Origin of the sequence: Anaerobutyricum hallii, assembly GCF_900209925.1 — a bacterium.
Taxonomy (GTDB): domain Bacteria; phylum Bacillota; class Clostridia; order Lachnospirales; family Lachnospiraceae; genus Anaerobutyricum; species Anaerobutyricum soehngenii.
On record NZ_LT907978.1, the window covers coordinates 2,635,550 to 2,659,982 of the forward strand.

The 24,433-nt window shown below is 41.7% G+C and carries 21 protein-coding genes and 1 pseudogene; all 22 read right to left on the reverse strand.

Going from position 1 to position 24,433, the window contains the following annotated elements; genetic code table 11:
- Positions 1–61 precede the first annotated feature (61 nt).
- The 22 genes and pseudogenes from EHLA_RS11995 to EHLA_RS12110 all read right to left on the reverse strand — a co-directional run bounded on the left by EHLA_RS11995 (position 62) and on the right by EHLA_RS12110 (position 24,430).
- On the reverse strand, positions 62–760 hold the full coding sequence (locus EHLA_RS11995) for a hypothetical protein (protein WP_049946888.1): 699 nt from the start codon (positions 758–760) through the stop codon (positions 62–64).
- Positions 761–772: 12 nt separating this feature from the next.
- A complete protein-coding gene (locus tag EHLA_RS12000; RefSeq protein WP_096240994.1) occupies positions 773–1,840 on the reverse strand; it encodes a macro domain-containing protein in 1,068 nt (355 codons plus the stop codon).
- A 12-nt stretch (positions 1,841–1,852) separates the two neighbouring features.
- Positions 1,853–2,476, reverse strand: a complete 624-nt coding sequence (locus EHLA_RS12005; protein ID WP_123864858.1) for a hypothetical protein — start codon at positions 2,474–2,476, stop codon at positions 1,853–1,855.
- A 158-nt stretch (positions 2,477–2,634) separates the two neighbouring features.
- The gene (locus tag EHLA_RS12010) at positions 2,635–3,366 is read right to left on the reverse strand and encodes a hypothetical protein (RefSeq protein ID WP_028086462.1); all 732 of its coding nucleotides are present in this window, start codon (positions 3,364–3,366) and stop codon (positions 2,635–2,637) included.
- A gap of 15 nt (positions 3,367–3,381) precedes the next feature.
- Complete coding sequence (locus tag EHLA_RS12015) at positions 3,382–4,020, reverse strand: hypothetical protein (protein ID WP_080656483.1); 639 nt, start codon at positions 4,018–4,020, stop codon at positions 3,382–3,384.
- Position 4,021: 1 nt separating this feature from the next.
- The gene (locus EHLA_RS12020; protein WP_028086460.1) at positions 4,022–4,435 is read right to left on the reverse strand and encodes a hypothetical protein; all 414 of its coding nucleotides are present in this window, start codon (positions 4,433–4,435) and stop codon (positions 4,022–4,024) included.
- Position 4,436: 1 nt separating this feature from the next.
- On the reverse strand, positions 4,437–6,293 hold the full coding sequence (locus EHLA_RS12025; protein ID WP_001820670.1) for a recombinase family protein: 1,857 nt from the start codon (positions 6,291–6,293) through the stop codon (positions 4,437–4,439).
- 54 nt (positions 6,294–6,347) lie between these two features.
- The gene (locus EHLA_RS12030; RefSeq protein ID WP_001820669.1) at positions 6,348–6,539 is read right to left on the reverse strand and encodes a hypothetical protein; all 192 of its coding nucleotides are present in this window, start codon (positions 6,537–6,539) and stop codon (positions 6,348–6,350) included.
- Between the two features lie 71 nt (positions 6,540–6,610).
- A complete protein-coding gene (locus EHLA_RS12035) occupies positions 6,611–6,841 on the reverse strand; it encodes a YdbC family protein (protein ID WP_001206986.1) in 231 nt (76 codons plus the stop codon).
- A gap of 45 nt (positions 6,842–6,886) precedes the next feature.
- Complete coding sequence (locus EHLA_RS12040; RefSeq protein WP_000743700.1) at positions 6,887–7,741, reverse strand: ParB/RepB/Spo0J family partition protein; 855 nt, start codon at positions 7,739–7,741, stop codon at positions 6,887–6,889.
- A gap of 8 nt (positions 7,742–7,749) precedes the next feature.
- Positions 7,750–8,715: a MobV family relaxase gene (gene mobV / locus EHLA_RS12045; protein ID WP_001820668.1), complete on the reverse strand. Its 966-nt coding sequence runs from the start codon at positions 8,713–8,715 to the stop codon at positions 7,750–7,752.
- A 524-nt stretch (positions 8,716–9,239) separates the two neighbouring features.
- Positions 9,240–10,265: an AAA family ATPase gene (locus EHLA_RS12050; protein ID WP_001170964.1), complete on the reverse strand. Its 1,026-nt coding sequence runs from the start codon at positions 10,263–10,265 to the stop codon at positions 9,240–9,242.
- A gap of 154 nt (positions 10,266–10,419) precedes the next feature.
- Positions 10,420–10,894 (reverse strand): annotated as a pseudogene (locus EHLA_RS16130) (RNA polymerase sigma factor).
- An 83-nt stretch (positions 10,895–10,977) separates the two neighbouring features.
- Positions 10,978–11,403 carry a sigma-70 family RNA polymerase sigma factor gene (locus tag EHLA_RS12060; protein ID WP_000323895.1) on the reverse strand — a complete coding sequence of 142 codons (426 nt, stop codon included), beginning with the start codon at positions 11,401–11,403 and terminating at the stop codon, positions 10,978–10,980.
- A gap of 94 nt (positions 11,404–11,497) precedes the next feature.
- A complete protein-coding gene (locus EHLA_RS12065; protein WP_000241709.1) occupies positions 11,498–12,010 on the reverse strand; it encodes a sigma-70 family RNA polymerase sigma factor in 513 nt (170 codons plus the stop codon).
- A 487-nt stretch (positions 12,011–12,497) separates the two neighbouring features.
- Positions 12,498–12,671 carry a cysteine-rich KTR domain-containing protein gene (locus EHLA_RS12080; protein WP_002779755.1) on the reverse strand — a complete coding sequence of 58 codons (174 nt, stop codon included), beginning with the start codon at positions 12,669–12,671 and terminating at the stop codon, positions 12,498–12,500.
- A gap of 51 nt (positions 12,672–12,722) precedes the next feature.
- Positions 12,723–14,642: a tetracycline resistance ribosomal protection protein Tet(O) gene (gene tet(O) / locus EHLA_RS12085; protein WP_015521635.1), complete on the reverse strand. Its 1,920-nt coding sequence runs from the start codon at positions 14,640–14,642 to the stop codon at positions 12,723–12,725.
- A 366-nt stretch (positions 14,643–15,008) separates the two neighbouring features.
- Positions 15,009–15,383, reverse strand: a complete 375-nt coding sequence (locus EHLA_RS12090; RefSeq protein WP_001129922.1) for a TnpV protein — start codon at positions 15,381–15,383, stop codon at positions 15,009–15,011.
- On the reverse strand, positions 15,364–18,285 hold the full coding sequence (locus tag EHLA_RS12095) for a hypothetical protein (RefSeq protein ID WP_231301769.1): 2,922 nt from the start codon (positions 18,283–18,285) through the stop codon (positions 15,364–15,366). The genes EHLA_RS12090 and EHLA_RS12095 overlap by 20 nt, the downstream gene beginning before the upstream one ends.
- A 12-nt stretch (positions 18,286–18,297) precedes the next feature.
- Entirely contained in the window at positions 18,298–20,145 is a 1,848-nt protein-coding gene (locus EHLA_RS12100; protein ID WP_073106981.1) for a phospholipase D family protein, read from the reverse strand.
- Entirely contained in the window at positions 20,138–21,340 is a 1,203-nt protein-coding gene (locus EHLA_RS12105) for a DUF6361 family protein (RefSeq protein ID WP_073106984.1), read from the reverse strand. The genes EHLA_RS12100 and EHLA_RS12105 overlap by 8 nt, the downstream gene beginning before the upstream one ends.
- Before the next feature lie 12 nt (positions 21,341–21,352).
- Positions 21,353–24,430 (reverse strand): type I restriction endonuclease subunit R, encoded by a 3,078-nt coding sequence (locus tag EHLA_RS12110; RefSeq protein ID WP_073106987.1) that lies wholly within the window; start codon positions 24,428–24,430, stop codon positions 21,353–21,355.
- Positions 24,431–24,433 lie beyond the last annotated feature (3 nt).

Sequence of the window (24,433 nt, forward strand, 5' to 3'; positions counted from 1 at the left end):
TTTGGGCGACACTTTCAGAAAATAAAAATGCCGGTACAATATTGCACCGACACTAATTTCTCTAATATTTTTCATTTTGTTCTGACCATACTGGCGTACCATATTTTTTTCTTGCCACATCGCAAATTGCCATTAAAGCATAATAATTAACCCGATTAGGATAATGCACAGCAGGGTGATAATAATCAAGCACCAATGTATCCTTCCAAAGCGCCAACATATTATCCCATGTATCATCATTCTGTAATTCTTCCCCTAATACAAGTTTCAATAGACTGAGATTATTCCCACATACAATGATATCCGGTTGTATAATTTCCAATTCACGCTTTATTTCCAGCCTGTCTTCAAGTGCGTATTTTTTCAAATCTTCATATTCAGATTCGCTTCCGCCATTGCTTTTTTTCACATTGACCACTGCAATACGGTCTATGATTTCTTTTTCCTTAGAACGTAATACTTCATCGTCATACTCACAGATATTATCGTTAAATGCATTATATATTGCCTGTGTCCATATTGCTACCTTTCTCCACATAGTCCATGGACGTTCACAATCATGCAAATCTTCTACCAGATTATAACCATTTTCATTAGAAGTGTATGCTTCCTTTAAGAAATAACATACTCTTGGTGTATGCTGTGCTTCCCATTTTTCTTCACACACTATACCATCTCTGATAAAACGCTTATATCCATTATTTTTATGTTTTTCTTCCCAATTGTCCATTAAAAGTTTTATATCTGTCTCTCTACTCATGAATATTTTCTCCTATACTCCAAGAATTTCATTCGTATACTTAAACAATGTTACATTCAGCTGCATAATATCATACTGCTTATCTATAATAGCCTTCTGCACGATCAGATCCACCTTACTGCTTGGACTAAATGCCCAGTCCGCTCTGGCAAGTAAATCTCTTGACTGTTCCAGATCAAGCTGAAGTGCAATACAGAGTGCCATTACTGTCTTTTTCTTTGGATGATAATTCTGATCACACTGAATCTTTGAAAAATGTTTCCTATCAAGGTTTGCCCGTTTCCACACATCCTTATTATCAAGATGTGCTTCATCAATCAGCTCAAATAATTTATCATGAAAGGAAACTCCTATATTGGCCAGCTGATCTTCCAATGAAATATTTTCTAACGGCATGAGCAATTCTGTCATGCCAGTATCTGTCATTTCCTCAAGTGGATAGTTGTCTTCTTCTCTTTGAAGCATTTCTTCATTGAAATCTTCTTCTGCCAATTCTTTTACATGAGTACTTCTTCTGCTCCTTAACGGATACTCTTTTCTATGGATTTCTCTGACGTAATTAGCATCTATATAAGAATCAATATCCCCAACAATCTGACCGGACAGCTGAAAAGACCTTTTATCAAACACTACCAGTATAATTTCCATTTCATTTTCAGTAAGAAACTGGCTGAATACTGACACAGCAATCTGTAATGCCTTATCCTTCGGAAATCCATATACTCCTGTCGAAATTAATGGAAATGCAATGCTCTCGCACTTAAGTTCCAATGCTTTTTGCAATGATTTACGATAGCAGTGCTCCAGAATTTCAAATTCATGGTGCAATCCATCCGTCCATACCGGTCCTACTGTATGAATAATATATTTTGCATTTAGGCTATATGCACCAGTGACAGCAATATCACCTCTTGCAATTTTGCCGATATTCGCTCTTTCTGCGAGAAGCTTTTCTTTTCCTGCTGCCTCATATATTGCTAAGTCCGTGCCACTTGCACATATCGGATTTGGATTGGCAGCATTCACGATTACATCTGCTTTTACCTTTGTTATATCGTTTCGGACAATCTTAAATGGCATTGTGACTCCTCCTTATTTTCTAATCCTCCTCCAATCTGCAATAACATTATCCTCTCCTCTTGTACTTGTACCCCAATACCCCGGATGTGCTACAGGGTATATATATGTTTCTCCATAAATATAAGGTTCTCCAGTTCCTATAAGTTCAGATACTCTATTGCAGGAAAACTTTTTATCAATCAGAGTTCGTATTACAACCACAGATGTATCAAGACCCAGACAGATTATGTTTTCCGGCTCTATAATGTCAATCAGTGATTTTATTTCGGCTGCATCATTTGCCAATATCTTTCTGGTCATATTTCCAGAATACTTATCTCTGCGATAGCCCAAATTACAATTGCAGAAAAACAAATCTGGATATTTTTTCTTGTCAATTTCATTTTTACCAAGCAGTTCAAAGTATCTGACAATATTTTTATCCGTCTGTGAATCCCTTGCTTCCAAATCTACATTTTCATGGAACATCACATCTATACCATCATTCATCTTACGGACATTTGCAATCGTACCGTTTAGTTCTTCCTTTTCTGGTGGTCCGAAATCCTGACCTATCAGCATATACTTAATATGTGGTGTCTTCTTGGCGTAATCTCTCCCTTGCCAATATGTCCATAGGTTAATTTCCTGACACAAATCTTCTCCCTGACGTAAATCGCACCAGCCAAGTGTCAGGTTCTTTGTGTATATAGGATTTTTAAGATATTTGTTTTTTACATTTTCTATCAGCTTGCAATAAGCTGCGGATTTTTTTGCATTCATTTTATGTATATTCACCTCAAAAATTCACTGTTTTATTTTAACACTTTCCTTATCTGCTTATCCGTTGCATCCGGAAACATCTCATGCATATAGTCTACAAGCTGTTTCCATGAGTCCTGTGGATTATCCTTATAGCAGGAAGTCACATAATCATATCCATAGATATGCTCAATAGATGAATACACTGCAACATCCCATCCATATTCAATGCCTCTCTTATTCACTCTCTTCTTAAAATCGCAGTTGCACAGATATGTCTGCATCATAAGATTCGTTATAGCACCATCAAATCCCTTTTCTCCATCCTTACCAAATCCAGCCTGTTTTTTCAATTCATTTGAATAAATCTCTGAATCAGCATTATCTTCCATAAAATTGACCATTATCTTTTTATGCTTATTAGGTGCTTTCCCATCATCATATAATGCATCAAAATCATATCCATCCCGGCGATAATTAGCAAATACAGGAAGCCACTTTTTTGATATAAATCCTGCCTTCTTATCAAAGAACTTTCCATAGACGATATCATGCCGCCTTGCTATAATAGCCCGCCACATCCATGGATCAATCTCCGGATTATCACTCCACCAGTACTCTGGAACAGTTCTTTCTTCAAGTGAAAACCCATCTATATCATTCTTAAATAATGGTAAAAAGCCAAATTCATTTATATACTTGATTGCTTCATCTACAGAATGGATACATTCCGGGTTGTCCCACTTCATGCCATGCATAATCCATTCACCTGATTCGTTTCCCATAATATATGTACCTCATTACTCAGCGTACTTGTCAATCCAATTTTCGCCATCATATTCATCAATCTGTTTTACTAATCTCGTAAGATAATCTTGTAACCGGCTATCTTCTTCACTTGCATACCACACATTTGCCCGTCCAAATCCATAAGCCCAACCATTTGATTTTCTTGGGACTTCCCATTGTACCTTTCTTGATCTGATCCCTGCAGGAAGTAAGACACAATCAGATGAGTTTGCAATTGCATTGTAATATTGTATATCTTCTGGAGCAAACACTGCCTCTTGATAATGTCTGTAAACTGTAGCATGTTTATACCATCCCACGACCGTCGTAAACTTATGTGCCGGATGCTTTGCACAATAAACAACAAGCACATCATCTACTGATTCTTCTTTTTTTAATAGTTCACAACCTGCAATATTCTCAATCCGCATTTGATTGACATCTTTACCATTATGTGATTTTGTCTCAAAAAATCCCAGACAATATAAGCCTTCCCTTCCCTCCATATTCACCGGTGTAAAATTATATTTTTCATGAGCATCTCCTGTCTCATCAACATAGCTTCCACCATTTAACGGAATATCCTTTCCATCTTCATTTCCTCGATACTCCTTCATCCACGCTATGTTACAAAAAAGTATTCTCATCATATCAACCTTCTTTTCCCTTTGAAAATGGACTCAAGTCGATAAACAATTTCTTCAATCCACTTGTTTCCTTGAACTCTTTGAATAAATACTCCAGAAGTTCTTCCTGCCTTGCCTGCCCTAATGTAAGCCGGTAAAGAGACAGAATCTTTATCAGCCTTTCATAATTAACCTCATCCTTACTCATAGGATACATTGGCACAAGCCTTTCTATTTTTACACTCTGATTTTTTCCGAAACACCAGAATGGTACAAGCTCTGACTGGTCATTCTGCTTTTCCGCTTTAGCAGCTTCAAACATTTCTGTCCATATGTCTCGCTTAAATGTGATACCATCTGCCTTACCATATTTATCAGCAACATTCTGTCTTATTGCCAGACACTTAAATCTATTGATTCTGCCTTCCCTTTGTTCCAAATCAGTCGGTCATTTTTTGCGGACAGTTCATACATGCTATCCTTTTCTGTTCTCTGCTCCTGCGTTTGCTCTCGTTTGATTTCTCCCTCCGTATCTTCTTGGCACAAGCAGGACAATACCTTGATGCACCAGAGCCCGGGACATATTCAACGCCGCACACCGTACAATTTTTAGCGGGCATTGCTGCCCACCGTTTTGTAGGTATGATATGTAATTCATCGACAAAGCCGATGAATTTATAGTAAATCTTGATTTCCTGCTTCACTGTTCCGTCTGCCATCTTCTCACGCTCCGAAACAAGTATCTTGTCTATGAGTGCGTTTATAACTGTTGCATCCAGTTCTTTTAAGCCTTGATAATTTCGGATAAGGGCGAGGAAGTCACGGATTCCCCGTGATTTCTCGTAGCTTTCATTAAGAGTTTCCGTCACCTCTTTCAGCCTTGCTTCAATTTCAAGCTGCTCTTTCTGGTATTTCCCCGACATCATCTCAAAATTCCGCTCGGTAATACGCTCCATGACCTTATCCTCGTAGAGAGAGGAAAACAGCCTGTCCAGTTCCGCAAGGCGTTTGTTCAGCTTCTTACGTTCTTTCTCTAATGCTTTCGCCCTGCTCTGGTCTGTTTCCGTGAGCCGCTTTTCTATGGCCCTGACCGCCTTTTCATCATTCACTGCCATATCCGCAAAACAGTTGATGTCGGCAAGAACGGCATTGAATAAATCCCTTGCTTCTATATTGTGGGCACTACACTCGCTTCTTCCGTTTCTTGCATAATTATTACATGAATACTGTACACAGTCGATAATCTCTGGGCGTTTCCTCCTGTGTACGTTCATTGCCCGCAGAGCACATCCGCAGTCCACACACTTGATAACGCCTGCAAAAATATTTACAAATCCTCCCTTGTTCTGTGGAAGCCTACGACTTGTAATAAGCTGTTGGACAATATCAAATTCCTCCTGCGTGACTATTCCCTCATGGGTATTGGGTATCACTTCCCATTCTTCGGGCAGCTTAGAGGGGCGTTTCTTGCTTTTCATATTGGCGGCAATCCGTTTGTAGCCTACAAGATTTCCCGCATATATCGGGCTTCTTAAAATGCTCCTCACGCTGTTCCCACTCCAAATATAGCGTTTGTCCTCGTTCCCCTCAAAATGACGTTCAAAGCCTGTTTCGCCACGCTCCGCCGCATAAGCGGCAGGGCGTAGGATATGCTGTTTATTAAGATGTCTGCAAATTTTGGCAACTCCATTCCCTTTTAATGCAAGGTCGAATATCTCTTTTACAACATGTGCCACTTTATCATCTATCAGCAGATGGTTGTGGTCGGCAGGGTCTTTGATATAGCCATAAGGGGCGGTAGTTCCCATGAATTTCCCCTGTTGAAACCTCGCCCGATATGCCGATTTTATCTTAACAGATATGTCAGCGGCATACATTTCGTTTAAAATGTTGCGGAAAGGCGTGATGTCCATAGCAGATTTATTCAAGGTATCTACGCCGTCATTGACCGCTATATACCTCACGTTATGCTCTGGGAAGAAAACTTCCAGATATAACCCACAATCAAGATAGTTTCTCCCCAGACGGGATAAATCTTTCGTAATCACGCAGTTTATCAGACCGCTTTCAATGTCTTTTATCATATTCTGGAAACTTGGTCTTTGGAAATTTGTACCAGAATAACCATCGTCCACATACGTTTTTGCTATGTGCCATCCCTGCTTTTTCACATAATCCGTGAGGATGGATTTCTGTGTCGCAATGCTCGCACTCTCGTTATCCGTACCATCGTCTTTAGATAAGCGGCAATAAATGCCGACTAAATAGATTTTCTTTTCTTCTTTGATTCCTGCCATACTGTAAAACCTCCGTATCTGTCCTATCTGTTTTCATGTCCCATTGCGTACATTCTAAGCGGACAGCCCCTCATTGTCGAAGGTGTCGCCCTCGGCAATCTTCTTCCGAATATCCTCGGAGATAATCGGGACAAACGCTTCTGTAACGGTCTGTGTGCCGACATATTCACGGCTGATTATCATCTGCACTGGTGCTTTTGGCACGATACGCTTTCTCTTTTTATCTGCTTTCTTATCCTCGCCCATACTTAAATCTTCCTTTCCAGACAGGGCAGGGAAGAGTTTGGAAATGTCCCCGCCCTGCCAATCAGATACCATTAATCCTCGCTGTTTAATTCTTTCTGTAATGCTTTAAGGAGTGCCGCCGCTTCATCAGCGTTCAGCGTGATTCCCTTGCCGCACTTTTCACGGTTCGGGGAAAAGCTGCGGATGTCATACTTCGGCTCTTTCCCATTCCATGAAATGAGATTGATTTCCTTTGTGTAGCCACTGTCGCCCGTAGACAATACTGCGATTTCCTTTACGATTTCATACTGGATTTCTCTCATTCTCCATACCTCAACTCTCTGTATTTACTTCCCGAAAAAAGAAGATTAGCGGCTGTCACGGTTGCGTTTCCTCTGCAACTCACGCTCCAAAAGTTTGATGATGGTTTCCTCCATCTGCTTCGGCGTTGTGTTCTTCGGAAAGTATTTTTTCAGCTTGCTTGTGTTGATTTTCAAGGTTTCTTTCTGGTTGCCCTTTTCCTCCGTCATAATCGCAAATATCGTATCCATGTCAAGCCGCCCGCTCTGGCTTAACTGTTTCATCCGCTGTGCCTGTGAGAGTGAGGGCGTTGCTTCTTCGCTCTCCATCGTGGCAAAGAGGTTTTCCTGCTCGTCTTTCTTCAAGAAGGACAGTTCCACCGCAGGCGTGAGGGCGATTTTCCCCTCGTCCACCATCTGCAAAATCGGCGGTATCAGTTCCGTCAGGCGGATAAAACGCTGCACGGTCATCCTGCCCACGCCGAAGCCCTGTGCCACCTTGTCGTCCGTCCGCAACTTCGTCACAACTTGTGACGAGGTTAAGTCTGTGCGGAAACCCTGCCGCTTCATGGCTTCGGATTTCATCTTGTAAGCAAACGCCCGCTCCGATGGCAGGATATTCTCACGCTGCAAATTGCTGTCTACAAGGGTGATGATGGCTCGGTCACGGTCTAAGGGCAGGACAAACGCAGGCACGGTATTTATCCCTGCAAGTTCAGAAGCACGGACACGCCGCTGTCCTGCAATCACTTCATAACCGTCCCCGTCCTCTTTCGGGCGTGTGATTATCGGCGTGACAATGCCAAATTCCTTGATGCTTTCCGCTAACTCTGACAGTGTTTCATCTTCTGCCACATGAAACGGATTGTCGGGGAACGGGTACAAGTCTTTGGTCTTTAACACCTTAAAATCCTGTTTCTTCATTCACATATCTACCTTTCTTTCGCTCTGCTTCTATGATTTTTCTGCAATTCTTCCAACACTTCGGGCGGTATTTTTGACAGCAGCCGCCCCATCTGCTCGTTGGTTCTCTGCAATTCAAATATCTTCTGATTCGCTTTCTGCACCTTTAGTTCCTGCTCGTACTTTTCATCACGCATACGCCCCGCATAGTCTGATTCCTGCCCAATTCTCTCTTTCAAACTGTCGATATACGCCTGCTGTTTCCCGATTTCCTTAGAGAATTTCTCCACGTCTGGCAGCCATGCAGAGAGTAAATCTAACGCTTTATCCCTTTTCTTCCCTGCGTTAAAGGCGTTGATGTCGGATAGGGCAGACACGATTTCTTCATACTGTTTATCAAGCCTGCCGCCTAATTTATAGAGCCATGTGGGGACGTGTTTCCGCTTGGTTTCCATTGAGGACTGCCCCCGTTCAAGCTGATTCCACCGTGAGGACATCCGCTCATGGTAGGCGGTCTGCCACTCGGATAATGATTTCTGGTTGCCTAAGATAGCTTTCGCTGACAGCTTATTGTCTGGCGTAATCGGCACAAAGCAGAGGTGCATATGGGGCGTTCTCTCGTCCATATGGACGACAGCGGAGAGGATATTCTGCTTTCCAACACGCTCCGAAATGAAGTCAAGAGCCGTCTGGAAATACGCTTTTTGTTCTTCGGGCGGTAACTGGTTCATAAATTCTGGTGAAGCTGTGATGAGCGTTTCCACCATCATCACGCTGTCTTTCCTTGTCCTGCACCCCGCTTCGGCTACCATGCGGTTAATCTCTTTCTTGTAGGTGTACTTTGGTGGTGCTATGAGATGGTAATTGTTTTTAGAGCGTTCCATATCTATATCTGGGTTGCTTTTGTAGGCTTCTTTCTTCCGCTCGTTGTGGCGTTCACAAGCCGCAACGCCGCCCGCTTTTCGTTTCTGGAAACGCAGGATTGCATAAGGCATAGGCGGATTCCTCCTTTCTTTCGGCGGGTGACCGTCCTTTGGGGTGACAGCGGTGACGGTGGTGACAGCAGTTTTGGGATACCCCCTGCCGACTGCCGCAACTGTCACCCTCACCCCCTGCATGACGGTCATGTCGATGATGACGGTGTTTTTGGGATACCCCCCTCGCAAGAGCCGTCACCGTCATGCCGCCATTCTTTTATCCGAAGCCGTAAGGCGTAGGATAGCAGGGCACAGCCCTGCCTTAAGGGAGTCCAGAGGGAACGTCTGGCACACGACTTTGCAGGGCAAAGTGTAGTGTGTTACACCCTGTAAACGCAGTCGGAAAAATCGGAATGATTTTTCTGACCGCAGGGGTGGTTTTACACGACCGAAAAGGGCGAGTAAATCTCACGCCTGCATTTTGCGTTTACGGGGTGTTCTCCCGTAGGGATGACAGCGGCAGGGTATCCTAAAATCACTGTCACCACCGTCACTGCTGTCACCCGCAGGGCAGAGCCGCCAGCTTTACATGGCTTTAAGCGTCAATGACAGTAACAGGGGGGTATCCTAATATCGCTGTCACCACCATCACCGCTGTCACCCGCCCTCCTTGCAAGGGCAATCCGCCTGCCGTCTTTCCTGCGGCTGTACTGGTAGCAGATACGGTTCTCGCTTAAAAATGTGGTGCGGTATTCATTCAGCCATTTCGTAATCACCGTGGGTATGGTTTCCGTTTCCCCCATAGCGGCTAACAGTTCCGTTGCCGTGCCTATCCATTCTTCCTTATCCCTCATAAAATCCACCAACCGAAAAAGGACATCTGGTATCGTTTCTTTCGCAAGCTGCTCCTGCGTTTTCCGCTCCACAAGCTCCCAACGGCAATCACGGAAACGCAGCGTGTATTCCTGATAAGGCGTGTCCCTGCCCGTCACATACAGCTTGGCGGTGTCAGACGCACGTTTCTCCTTTTCCAGAACAAAGGTAGCGTCCGCACTCCCCGTTAATCCTGTCGTCCCAGACACCTTGTTGAACACGTCGCTGTCATTCTGCTTTCGGATGTGGTGTACGACAATGACCGCCAGAGAGTGCCTGTCGGCAAAGTCTTTGATGAGGGAGATGTCCCCATAGTCGCTTGCATAGGCATTGTCTTTTGAAGCTGTACGGACTTTCTGCAAGGTATCAATGACAATGAGCCTGCTGTCTGGGTAATCTTTCAGATAATCTTCAAGCTGCACGATAAGACCGTCTGACAGCTTGCAGCTTGCCACGGCAAAGTGGAGCCGCCCGCTTGCTTCGTCCGTCAAACGAAATAACCTGTCCTGTATGCGGCAGAACGTGTCCTCAAGGCAGAGGTAAAGCACATCGCCCTCCATTGTCGGCATATCCCATAAAGGGATTCCCTGCGACACGCATAAGCATAGCTTCAGCATGAGCCAGCTTTTGCCTATCTTCTGTGAGCCGCAGAACAGCGATAAGCCTGTCGGGATAAGGCTGTCCACCACAAAGGATGGTTTCTCAAGCGGTTCATAAAGGAGCGTTTCGGCGTTGACTGTCTGTAACTTCTGCATGGCTTTCCTCCTTTCGGGCGGTGTCTTTGTTTTCGTTGCACATAGGCGTTGACCTCCTTAAAAATAGATTTACTCCCACGGAAAAAAGTGAGAGTATGTAATGCCGCCAATCCCACACAAATAAAAAACAGATTTCTTTTTCGGGCGGTGTCGGTCACGGTTGGAGATATTTCTTCAATTTCCGCCTTTACTTTCTCCTTTGCAATCGCAACAGATTTCTGTATTGCCGAAGCGGTGCAATGCTCCATAGCGGCGATTTGGTAAAAATTGAACTCATACTCGTAGTAGAGCAGGAAACGCCGCCTTTGTATCTCTGGAAGGCTCCCAACCGCCTTATAGAGCGTTTCATTCCGTTCTTCCTCAACCATGCGTTCATCAAGGCTCTTAGGCACACGCAACGCCCGTCTGTAAAGGGTTTCGTCCCATACCTCGTTAAACTCCCTGTGCCGCTCGTCCCATTAGAAAAGATTCCTGTTCCTGCGCTCCATCTGCCGAAACTCCATAAAGAACTGTTCCGACACTTCCAACTCGTGGGATTTGCCCTGCCCGTCCTTAAAGCTGATAAAATACCTTGTGCCGCTTTCCGTGGATTCCTCCCGAAGCGTGTATGCCTTAACCCTGTATGCCATCCTGTTGTCCTCCTGCAAAAAATGAGTGAGGGGATTTCCATCCCTCACCCAGTAGCCCGCAGGATGGCAGGCTGTTTTAGAAGCTATAAAATTTTCCGCAGCTTCTTCCGCAGATGGTCTAACCTCGCATAGATGGCACCAGTCGTCAAATGCACAAGCGGGGCAATCTCCTTTGTGGAATACCCCTGCATTTTCAGCAGGACGATTTTCAAGGTACGCCCGTCCACCGTGACTAATACTTGATAGAGATTTTCGCTCTCAATCTCTTCCAGTAACTCCGCAACCGTACCCACTTCCGCCTGCCGCTCCCTGCCTGCCATGTCCTCAAGATATTCCGCAACGTCATTCGTCCATCGGTAAAACCGCCTGTTGGAATTGAAGTCTGCCCTGTCCGCCATGCGTATCTGCTCAATGGTCGCTTCATCAACGCCGCACTCACGCAGCAGCTTTTCCTCCGCTTCTTTCCAGATACGCCATTTCCTGTCCTCCCGTCCGTGGTTGTATGCCATTCTTACTTCCTCCAATCAGAATTGATTGAGAGGGCAGAGAAAAGCCCCCTCATCTTCCCAAAGGAAAAAACAAGGGGGCTGAACGCCTTAAATTTTAATTTTCTATTATCTTTCTTAGTTTTATTAGGATTCTGGCTTTGCGTTTGTTTACAACGCTCTGGGTTATGCCCAACCTCGCCCCGACTTCACGCTCGGAAAGTCCGTCAAAAAAGATTGCCTGTATCAGCTCCTGTTCACTATCCGACAGCAAAGGCAGGGCGGCTTTCAGCCTGTCCACCATGACCGCATTGACAACGGTTTCTGCAATGTCCACCGCTTCATCAGTGATAAAGTCCAGAGGATTCCCCTCGCTGTCCGTAAATCCGTCGAGAGATAGCAGTCTATTCTTTGTATCTAATTTTTGCAGATAACGCCACCGTTCCTTGTCACGGTAGAAGTCTGTGTATTGCTCCCTCACGACTTCAAGCAGACAGCCTTGAATGGGGATAAACAGCTTGTCCATATAGGTCTGGTCGGATTCCCTGCAACGGCAGAACTCCGTGTAGGATAATTCCACATAGCCGCCACTTTCTCTGATATATACCTTTCTTGGTGCATATTTCACCATAAATACCTCCCATCTGAATTTTTGAAATGTAAAAAATCCAGATGGAGAGGCGGAGAACGACACCGCATATCAGAAACAGCCCTACGGCACTTTCCAACAAAAATCGACAAAAGAAAAACCGCAAAGGCTCTGTGACCTTTACGGTTATAGGAAATAGTAATTCTATTGTATGGAGATTGTACTTCTACTTTCAAGGTGAGAAGTACCGTTGCACTGGCAGAAATTTTTTTAACTGGTTTCCTGCCGTTCTCTGATATGCTATGTATTGATAAATTTTGCTTCGTATGAGCAGATAGATAACTGCCCGAAAAAAGGACATAAAAAAATCCCTCCAAATTTAAAAACAAATTCAGAGGGTAATTTAGGGTATAACAAAATAACCCACCCGAATATCGTTTTTTTTATTTGGTGAGTTTGTTCTTTCAAATACGAAACAAAAAGAGCCGATGATTCGTGAATTGTTCCACAATTTCATCGGCTCTGCGTCTTAAGCGTCTGGCTCTTTGATGACAGTTATCTTCAAGTTGTCAACTTTAATCAATCTTTCTTGTCTGCATTTTGGACAATAAAGGGGATAATTCTCCAAAACAGTGTCCTTCCTAATTTTATTACGGGTTTTGCTCCCACAAACAGGACACAATATCCATTCGCATTTCATCATAATTAGTCTCTAATCCTTTCAAATCTCATTTTATATGACTTTTGCAAGCTGTTAAGCTAACTTGTGGAACATATGCCGAACCTTATCTATACGGCTATTCGGGCGGCGGGGTTGGCAAATAAATTTACCAATAGCTGGCTGGTATCCTTTTAACTCTGTCAAGCAGACTCCCTGCCCATTTGTGAAATAAGTTAAATCGTTCCTGTATTCTTGAATACATCTAGCAGGGATTTCTCCTTTCAGAATGACCTCGTCATTCTTTATCTGAGTACTTACAATATCTGCACAATACCTTGGAGCATCATGATACGCCCGTGAGAGATATTCCTGCGGTGCATAAATTTCAAAGTGGAGATATGGCTCTAATAGTTCTGTCCCTGCTTTTTTTAAAGCCTGCTCCAATACGATAGGGGAAAGCAGCCGAAAGTCTGCGGGGGTACTTACAGGACTATAATACAATCCATATTCAAAACAGATTTTACAGTCTGTCACTTTCCATCCATACAGCCCCTGCTCGCAGCCATAAAGAACCCCCTCCATAACCGCATTTTGGAACGATTGATTTAAATATCCAAGTGAAACTCTGCTTTCATACTGCACTCCGCTTCCAATAGGGAGCGGCTCTATGGACAACCCGACAGAAGCCCAGAAAGGATTTGGCGGGACTTCTATGTGGATGGTATATTCTGCTTTTCTAAGCGGTCTTTCCATATATATAACAGTAGGCTCTTTTATTTCTGCCTCCACATGATATTTTTCCTCAAGGATGGCACAAATGACTTCCATCTGCACATTCCCCAAAAAAGAAAGTATAATCTCATGCGTTGTAGTATCCACATAATATTTTAAAAGAGGGTCTGTATCAGCAATCTCTGCGAGGGCATTTAACAGGGCTTCCCTTTGCTCCGGCTTTTGCGGCTCTACCGTTGTCCGAAGTAATGGCATGGGATTATCAATCCGTGTTTTGTGAGGCAGGAGTTTTTCATTTCCCAGAATGTCGTTCAGTTTCAAAGTATCATCAGCTAAAATAACAATTTCTCCCGGACAGGCATGGTCAGCCGGGACGATTTCACCATTTGTCGGAACACACATCTCTGTGATTTTTATTTTCTCTTTTTCAGATATTCTAATAACATCCCTCAAATGCAATGTTCCGCTATATATACGCACATAAACAAAACGCCGCCTTTTCTCTGAATATTCAATCTTAAAAACCTGCCCGCATAGTTCAGATTGACCTTCAGGCGTTGATGAATAAAATTTACTGGCAATTACTTCTATAAGCTGCCGAATCCCCAGATTGTTTTTAGCGCTTCCGTGATAAACGGGAAATAACGTTCCGTTTTGGAATCTCCTGTTTTCTTCCTGTTCCAGTTCTGACATTTTAAACGGTTTCCCTGACATATATTTCTCTAATAGTTCATCGTTTCCCATAATTACCGCATCCCACTGTTCCATATCGTCATTGTCCGTTACATTTATATGGGGATGCTGCCCAACCTTTTGCTTCACTATAATTTCCGAAGAAAGCTTTGCTTTCATTTCCCGATATACCATTGGCAAATCAATCCCCTCTTGGTCAATTTTATTGATGAAAAAAATTGTCGGAATCTTCATTATCTGTAGTGCATGAAACAGTATACGGGTCTGTGCCTGTATGCCATCCTTTGCAGAAACTAATAATACTGCTCCGTCTAATACGGATAAAGAACGGTATACTTCCGCCAAAAAATCCATATGGCCTGGCGTATCTATAATGTTGACTTTTACATCCTCCCACTGAAAAGATGTCACTGCTGTCTGGATAGTGATTCCCCTTTGACGCTCCAAATTCATTGTATCTGTCCTTGTTGTGCCTTCATCTACGCTCCCTAGTTCTGCAATTGCACCACTGGTATACAATAAACTTTCCGTTAATGTTGTCTTTCCTGCGTCAACGTGAGCCAGAATGCCTAAGTTAATTATTTTCATGTGATTTTCCTCCTATCAACACCCAAAAAAGGGCATAAAAATACCCAGTGATAAATACTCCTATCACTGGGTAAATAACTCCAATAGCCCCAAAACACTTATATGTTTTCGGGCATATAAAATTACATGATAAAAGTATTCTTAAACTGGGTACAAAAAACTAAGCCCCATATTAAAAGTGAAACGGGACTGCTACTTTTTGTTCCCACTATCAAATTGACAGTTTATTTAAGAATACCTTGCCGCATATTTATTAACTCCTTGTATAATACTGAATCTAATTATATTCCTTAACCCTTTATTTGTCAAGCTGACAAACTAAAGCAGAAAAAGCGGCAGGATTTCCCCCTGCCACTAATCATCTGTTTATGCAAAAATAATTTCCTTTTCCACAATCTCCCTCGCACAAGCCCTTATGTTATTGAGGCATCCTGTCCATTCTAAGGCGTTTTCTGCCTTTAGCTGTTCCGTTATGCCCTGTGCCTGTTTCATACCCTCTATGAGCCTTTCAAAGCGTTCCTGTGCCTGTCTGTTGATGTCGGCAAGGTAGGCGTTTAGCCTGCCGCTTGTAAGAAGATTGGTGTATGTAACTTTACGGTACTGTTTTAGATAATCTAAATGCCGTTGCCCCCAGATGCCTATTGCCTGTTCTTCTTCGGCGGGTACAGTTAAGCACGGTATCAAATAATCCCCTTGCCTTTCGTATTTGCCGCCCAGTTCCTCAAATAATGATTTTGCCATTGTCTGTTACCTCCACATTCTTTTTTATTTTGAATGTCCGCAAAATCCGTCCTACATCTATGGGATTACTTGGAAGATTCCAGTGCATAATCACACGACAATAATTATGAAAATCCAATCCTTCCTGTCCGATTGATGTTGTGGCGAGCACAAATGGACGCATTGGTGAGTTAAAGGCATTTCTGATATTTTCTTTACGCATGACTACCTTGGAATTATCTCCTGCATCCTTTGTAAATCCAACTGCATAACTCGACCTTATTCGACATCCATCACTCTTCCTGTCAGCTCCGTTAATACGTTTTTTGAAATCAGGATAAGTATCAGCGATATAGGTGGCTGTATGTATCTTCAATGAATCCATCATCATGTCATGCACAATCTGATACTGATTTCCATCCGACTGAAAACCTGCTGTTTCTTTCAGCATATGGATATATTCATCAATCATTGCCTGAAAACAGCCATCTTTACAGTATTTAAGTACATTCTGCCAATGGGAATTATCATCCCTGCATCTGCCATAAGCAAGATCAATGATAGCTGTTGACTCCGGCAAATTGAAATTATTGACAAATACCTTTGCAAGCGATGTTGCTCTGGCTGTGCTTCTTCCATTAGAACGATAAATGCATATTGCTGGCGAACCCAGTACCATATTTACCAATGTTTCCAGAAGATCCTCCGGCTTTCTTCCAAGATGAATCTCCTCCGGGGCATCCAAATAACTTCTTAGCTTATCAATATGAGCAATAAAGCCCTTATTTCTCTTATCCTTTGAACTGCTTCTGACCTCAGATGTTGTATCCTCTTCGTCTGTATTCATTTCCCACACAATATCCTCTATCCAATGCTTTGCATAGATGACTCCATCCATGAGCATCGGTGCAAGATAATACCACCTGGCATCTTCCTTATTGTTACCCGAATCACCATACTTTTCTTCGATTATCGCAAGCTTCTCTTTCAGTTTCAGCCGTACAGATTTCTCTATTACTTCTAATGATTCATGATTATTCAATGACTCAATCGGTAAATACATATCAGAAAGTGTCTTTGAAGGATAAAGCAATGCAAACAGGCTCATGCCTCTTACTTCTCCATTTGAAACATTAAACCTGAGCCTTGCCACCGGGTATCGTCTCGAACCATCCGCAAAATACCCCGTATTCTTCTTATCCTGATTCTTTATCTGATGTACCAGTTTTCCAACTGTAAGTCTTTCCGCCTCATAGGAAACAAGCGCACCTATCATTCGTGGAACCATCTCCCATGCAGAAAATACAAGTATTTTTGAAAAGCCTTTGCTGTTTTTATATGCTCCCTGCATCTCATAATATGGCAGTGATGGAGGAATCCACAGATATTTTTCTGCACCGCCGGTAAATGCTTTTTCTTTCAGTGCCTCAAGCCTTGCATTGGTTTTCGGCAGTTCATCATATTTATTGATTTTATTGCGATTCAGCCACAAGAGACATTGTTCTCTTTCACTTCCAAATTCATCTGGATGTTTTATATAATATTTTTCAATCTGCTCTTTAATCTTATATTTCTTCATAAAGGACATAAGATACGGACAGCTCTTTGCATAATCTACCGGTAAAGAATGATTTGAATCCGTTTTTGACAACAATCGTGACATCTGTATATAGGAGTTTATGTCATTTTCATCTATCTGCAAATGATGCTTCACGCTGCTGTCATCCGTATAATCACCGGAATCCATGACAGATATACGCTCTGTCCTGCTGACTCCCTGATACATGGCATTTTCTGCCAGCTCCTTCATACGGATAATTGCACTGTCCCCTGCCTTCAACTCACTTAGAGCATGGGAATAATTCTTCCACACTTCCTTAAATTTAATGTCTTTGACTTCATCATCAAAAAGAAAGTTCATAACCTGAAAAAACTCTGCATAATGCTCATCAAGCTGATTTTCATCTATCTCTTCAAGGGTAGAATACAATTTATATGGTGTAGCCGACAACAGAAGTACCCTTGTATCATGTCCACTAAGGAAACTGTGTGCAAGAATACCAAGCTCACTGTCATCGGATGACAAAAGAAACTTAAATCTCTGAAACTCATCCATGATTACCAGATCCGGCTCAAGCATAGATACACTGATTCTCGCAAACATCACACGAAGCTTATTCATCACATAGTAATTGGAATATGTAAGCTGTTTATTGTATCTTCTTTCATGCAAATGATTAAGCAGCATGTCCCTTATACTTTCATACTCCTGATAATTAAGGATTTTTTCTATCACATTTTGTGGATAGACACCCTTCGTCATCTTTTCGCATTCTGCCACACGATTTTCAAAGTTCCATTTTGCCCATCCATCCCATGCTTTTACAGCATCCATTATCATAAATTTTTCAAGAGAAGTTACATGTCCTTTAAAGTCCGGCATTCTCCTTAAAATGGCATACATAAGTGCTCTTTCCTGCACACTTCCACCTCCGGTGGTCATGCGGAAAGATGTTTCCGGTGTAAGTGGGATAAGCTGTATAAAACCTTCCTTTATCTGCGGATCATTTTCCTGCTCAGTAATCTTTAAATGCTGCATAGACAGTCTGGTATCTGATACTGAGCCGATGGCATTCTTTCCTGTTACATCAAGTTTTCTGATATTCTGATTTGCTATGTTCTGATTAGAGCAGATATAAATTACCTTAAACAGATCATCTTTCTCTTCGATTCTAAGTCTTGCTGTCTTTACAATTGCTCCTCTGGCAATAAGAGTTTTTCCCATACCCACTTCATCTGCTACAAGCACACGATTCTGATTATGCCGGAACAGATAATCCACTCTCTCCACAGTCGCTCTTTGAAAATCCTTCAGACCGGAAAGGGTACGCTTTTCAATTTCATCTATATTAAATTGTAACATGACATCACCTCGTTATCTTCTGATTTTCAAAGTATTACAAAAAGTCTCATACAGTTCACGGAATTCATCCGGTATAATATCCTTATCTGTAACCATCTTAAGCACATATCCAATGTCTTTTATTCTTTCCGGCCCTTCTACAGATGTCTTTAACATCTTTTCATAGAGTGCCGGCATTGCATCACTCGAATTGGCAAAAAAGCCGGATTCTCCCATCTGCTTTCCTTCAAGCATAGATGCTACATAATCATCACCAAGTACAAACGCTATGTACTCAACAAATGATGCCCTATCTTTTACCACACTGTTTACTGCAGCACTTTCTCTGTCATCCGGGAAACCACTTGTAGGGATCATAATAATTCTGCGAATTGTATCATCACCTGATCTTGCAGTAATCTCATAGAACTCTGATAACTGCAAGATCTCAAGCTCTGAAAACTCTATATGTTCTGACAATGTCTGCTCCTGCTTTGAATTAAATGGTGATACTGTAACCTCACTATCAGATTCAATACCACTGAACTCAACCTCTATCTTGTACTTTCCAGCATTCTCATTATCTTCTGAAATTACAGCCTGCCTTTTCACTCGGCACAAGTCCTTAATTTTCTGCTCCAGCAGATTTCTATTGTCACTTTCTGTTTCCAAAACAGCATCCGCTACTGTAACCTGCTCAAATGGATTCTTTGCATCTCCTACCGGTCCACAGAATATATCCTCTAAGAATTTATCCCCATTCAGATACATATTCTTTGTACCAAGCCACAGCATCATTTCAACATTTTTATTAATTGCAGAATAGGAAGCATTCATGGAACCAAGATACAGGTCAACATCTGAATATTTCCTTCTCAGATAGATTTTTGCATGAATATCCTGTTTCTTTTTATCTGCGAGTTCATCTGAAATTTCTTCCTCACCATCTATAATCTCATCCTTTAATGCATAGATGGTAAAATTATCTACATCTGATGCTTTGAGTTTTCCAAGCTCAGAACGTCTCGTAACAAGTGTTCTCTTACAGTCCGACAATGCCCTGTCTGTCAGGTTAAAATCTGCAATCACACTTTCTGATAAAAACGGAGACATCACTACAAGCTCATTAAATGTCGAATTGGCATTTCCTCTTTCCTTGCAGAATAGGATATCCTCCTGCATCCGGTAAGCATTTTTTCCAATACCAAGTGGAAGCACTTCAAAATCCTCTCCAAATATTTTACTATCAAGTGAAAAGGATACATCCTTAATGTCTGCACATAATCCACGAATCAGGTTTCTTTTCTTTCCGGCATTATTGCTGGTATTATGCACATTCATTACAAGATAATCCAGAAAATCACAGATAGGCTGAGTCTTTTTCTTCTGTCTGACATTTTTACTGCTATCCATTGCAAAGCTGATATCCCAGCTCCTGTCAAAAGTCAGATTTCTGCTCATTACCACAAAACGATATTTTTTATCTCCATCAGCGTTTACATATGCTAATACCCATGTTTTCGGATGAAATGACGGATATCGACCAAGCTGTCTATCTTTTGGCAGTGCGACCTCTACTACCATTTTCTCTAATAAAATAGATAGTGCAGTCGGTTTTGTTGGCACTTTAATCTGTCCTGCTTCACAAAACAGCACGATTTTATCTGATACCTTCTGCAATGCATTCAGCATACCAATTGGATTTTGCATAAGCTTACTATCTGTTTCTTCAGATAATCCAAGACATATCGCCACAGCTGTGAGTGCTTCCAGGTCAAGTGAATATGTAGTGCCTACTGCTCTGTCCAATCTATATCCGTCCGGAGGCATCAAAATACCGCTGTAATCCGTTCTATCTCGGTTTGAATCCGGTCTAAACATCAGCACTCACCTCCCCGGCATAGATGTCATTCACAATTCTTCTGGCATTCGAGAATCTGTAATCGAGCATTCCACCGCCTACCCATTTTGAATGATCAAATTCCTTTGTTCTGCTTAACTTCGCTCTGGCTGCTCCTTTCAGGCTCCGTTCCCTCTTGCGAATCAGTTCATCAGCCATATCAATATCTAATGTAATAAATGCTGCTTGTATCCCACATAGAAAGCTCTTTGCCCTTGGATTGATCAACTGGAATTCTCCAAACACTGCATCCAGATCTACTGTCGCATTATGCCTTATATCCGGAAGCAACCTGCTCCATTCATCATTTGCGTATGTATTCTCGTCTTCTGAAAGCATGACATTGTATCTTACTCTCGCCATATACACCAGATTATTAAAATCGCAGGCAAGCTTCATCATATATGCCAGCTTTTCACCTACTTTTTCCGATAGTTCAGCCGTTAAAGAAGCAAAATCATCATATTCATTCAAATCAATACGATTTTTCAATACATATTCCAAAAGAGACCCTTTCGTTGACTTCTGAATCTGCTTATCCAGATAGAATGCTTCCTCCTGCGTCAGCTCTATTGTAAGGTTGTCTCTCCAATCATCATGATAAATCGGAAGATTCCAGAATCTAATATTGCCGATGTCTCCTGCATCCGAATCATCCTTATCATTTTCCTCTGCATCATCATTCCTGTTTCCCAACCGGCTGACAGACTTCTGTTCTTTTAGCTTTACCGCCAATGAAACATACTCCGGTATAGACAGACCATAATCACAGAATATTCCAAAGGTACGAATTCCATTCCAGTAGATATCTGATGGTTTTCTTGCCACCCAGCCCTTTGGCAATACACGACTTCCAATAACACCTTCTGCCTTGGGATCTGCTTCTAACAATCTGATGCCACAATCTTTTTCAGCAGAATCTATAGCTCTTAAAACTCTATTTGCATCCTTTCCATACCTGCCATCAACAGCCTCCCTTAACATATATGGAACAATAAGGAAGTACTTTGCTCTAGTCTGGATGGTAGATGTCCCCGGAAAGAAATAATTGGCAAAAGCATCACGAATAACGCCGATTCCAAGTTCATCGACTGCTCCCTGTTCACTCAGAAGGTTAATCACATCGAATGCCTTCTGCCGGTCTTCTTTTGAAAAATCTATCCATCCTAACTGCATGTTTTCACTTCCTTATTTCTTCGTCAAATATGTATCTTCCACATAAGTCTCCGGTGTCGCCTCTTCAATTACTCCCGACTTTGGATCAAAGATATATTTCTTCTTCAATCTCTCATACAATACAGAACCTACAGTCTCCATTACCTGCCTCATCATATCAGGATCATCAAACAGTTTTCTGAAAAACTGGTCATTCTGCTCATATCTGTCTGCTGCCATATTCGGAAAATCCTTTTCAAATAACAGCATAAATGTTGCCCTGTCATTGTTCTTTGCGTAGCTCTGCCATTTCTCCTGATTGGCATAATCATTTTCCATCTGAACAAGAACTTTATCCATCTCTGTAAAATGAGTGCCATACTTTTCGTTTATCTTATCAATGATTACTGTCAACGGGTCTTTCTTAGGCTCTCTATGACCGGAATCACCGGAGATAGGTGTATATCCGCCTTCTGTGCTTTCAAGCTCTATCGGACCTTCAAAGTCTTTTTCCAGCTTATAGTATTCAAGAAGAACTTTGTCATCAATATTTATCTTCTCTCCACCATGTCCCTTAGGAAGCATTGTGTATAAGAATTTTGAATAAATACTGAATCTATGAATATCCTTGTCAAATAATCTGCATACCTGTGTAATATAGGCATACACACGGTTAAAACTTGCCAAGGTAGACTTAAATATATCCTGTTTTTCAACCTCAAGCACTTCATATCTGTCTATTGCTGGTCTTAACTGTCCCTGAAGCTTTCCAAGATCACCAGCTGATTGATTCTCATTCTGATAGAAAATATCCGCAAATTTATCCACTTCTGATTTCTGATATACCCTGAAATCATCCAAGGTATTCTTCATATCATATACAACATTAGGATCTGTTTCCTCCAAGAGCACAGTTTCCTCATAGAATGGCTCAAAAGATGCTTTGATATCCTCTGCTGAATTCACAAAATCAAGTACAAAGGTATCTACTTTTCCTCTTGTAGTACGATTCAGTCTTGATAAAGTCTGTACTGCCTTTACACCGGACAATTTCTTATCCACAAACATGGTGTGAAGTAGTGGTTCATCAAAGCCTGTCTGATATTTTTCTGCAACAACAAGGATTCCATAATCATCTGCATGGAATGTTTCCGGCAAAGCCTTTTCTTTTATTGTCTTGCCTTCTTTATCCTTGTTCATTCCCTCTTCGGTAAACACATCATCGTTATCTTTCACTTCACCGGAAAAAGCGACTAACACTTCAAGGTCATTCAGTCCTTTTTCTTTTATCTGTCTCTTAAATTCCTGCACATATCGTACTGCATGAAGTCTGGATGGTGTAACAACCATAGCCTTCGCTCTGCCACCTATCTTATGTCTTGTGACATTCATAAAATGTTCCAGCATAATGGCAGTCTTCTGAGAGATATTATGTGGATGCAGTGTCTCATAATTTATAATTGCCTTTGAACCAGCTGTTGTATCAAATTCCGGATTATCCTCAATAATCTTGGCAATCTTATAGTACATTTTGTAGGTCATATAGTTCTGCAAAACATCCAAGATGAAATGCTCCTCTATTGCCTGTCTCATAGAATAAATATGGAAAGGTCTGTAGATTCCTTCCGCATCCTTCTGACCAAACAGCTGCAATGTTTTTCCTTTTGGCGTTGCTGTAAATGCAAAGAATGATAAGTTCTTATGCATCCCCTGTGCTGCCAGTTCGTCTAATAGCTTGTCCTCATCATCCTTGCGGTTTCTCTCGTCCTCATCTTCCATCTCGGCATACTCTTTCAGAATTTCTTCAGTATCAGCTAATGCTCTTTTTAACTTTTTCGCTGCATCTCCGGTCTGCGAAGAATGTGCCTCATCAATAATAATCGCAAATCTTTTTTTTGCAGAATCCACTTCTTTATAGATTACCGGGAATTTCTGTAATGTAGTAATAATAATGCCTACACCATCATTGATTGCATCTCTAAGCTGTCCCGAATTTTTATCTACTTTCTTAACCACACCTTCCACATGGTCAAACTGATATACTGTAGACTGTAACTGACTGTCCAACACTCGTCTGTCAGTAACGATGATTACTGACTGGAAAATCTTATTGTCTTCATAATCATGGAGTCCGGTAAGTCTGTGTGCCAGCCATGCAATCGAATTGGACTTTCCTGAGCCTGCACTATGCTGGATCAGATAACTCTTACCTGAACCATTCTTTTTTACATCTTCCAACAGCTTTGTAACAACATCAAGCTGATGATACCTTGGGAAAATCATAGTCTCTTTCACAAGATTTCCATTTTTATCGTACTCCTGCTGCAAGTGCATATATTTCTGTAAAATTTCCATCAGACTGTCTTTGCAGAGTACTCTTTCCCAAAGATAAGCTGTATCATATCCATTTGGATTTACCGGATTACCTTTGCCACCTACTTTTCCGGCGCCATTACTTCCCTGATTAAATGGCAGGAAATAAGTGTGTGCGCCCTCAAGTCTTGTAGTCATATAAACATTGGTAAGGTCTACAGCGAAATGTACCAATACCCTTTCCTTAAAGGCAAAAATCGCATCCTTACCGGCACGATCAAACTTATACTGATTAATCGCATTTGTTGTATCCTGTCCTGTAAACTGACATTTCAATTCCATAGATACCACCGGAATGCCGTTTGCAAAAAGAACAATATCAATGCTGTTTTCATTATGTACAGAATAATGAAGCTGTCTGGTACAATGAAGGATATTCGCATCATACTGCATCTGTGTAGTCTCATTCAAAGAGGTCTCCGGCTTCCAGAAAATCGGATAAAACTTGATTCCTCTGTCCATAAATCCATGCCGCATCACATTCAAAAGATTCGTTGTCTTTACTTCTCTTTTAAAACGTTCGATGATCTGTTTCTCGGAATTCTCCGCATAAATTTTTACATATCTTTCCCATTTCTTAGGCTGACTTGTCTTAATAAACTCAACAAAAGTATCTTCTTCAAGTCCTGATTCACGATTAAATTTCTTTGGATCACCTTTGGTATATCCACCATGATGAGTCAGATAGTCTTCGATATCTTCCTCAAATCGTTTCTCTTTTACATCAAAATCAGACATGAG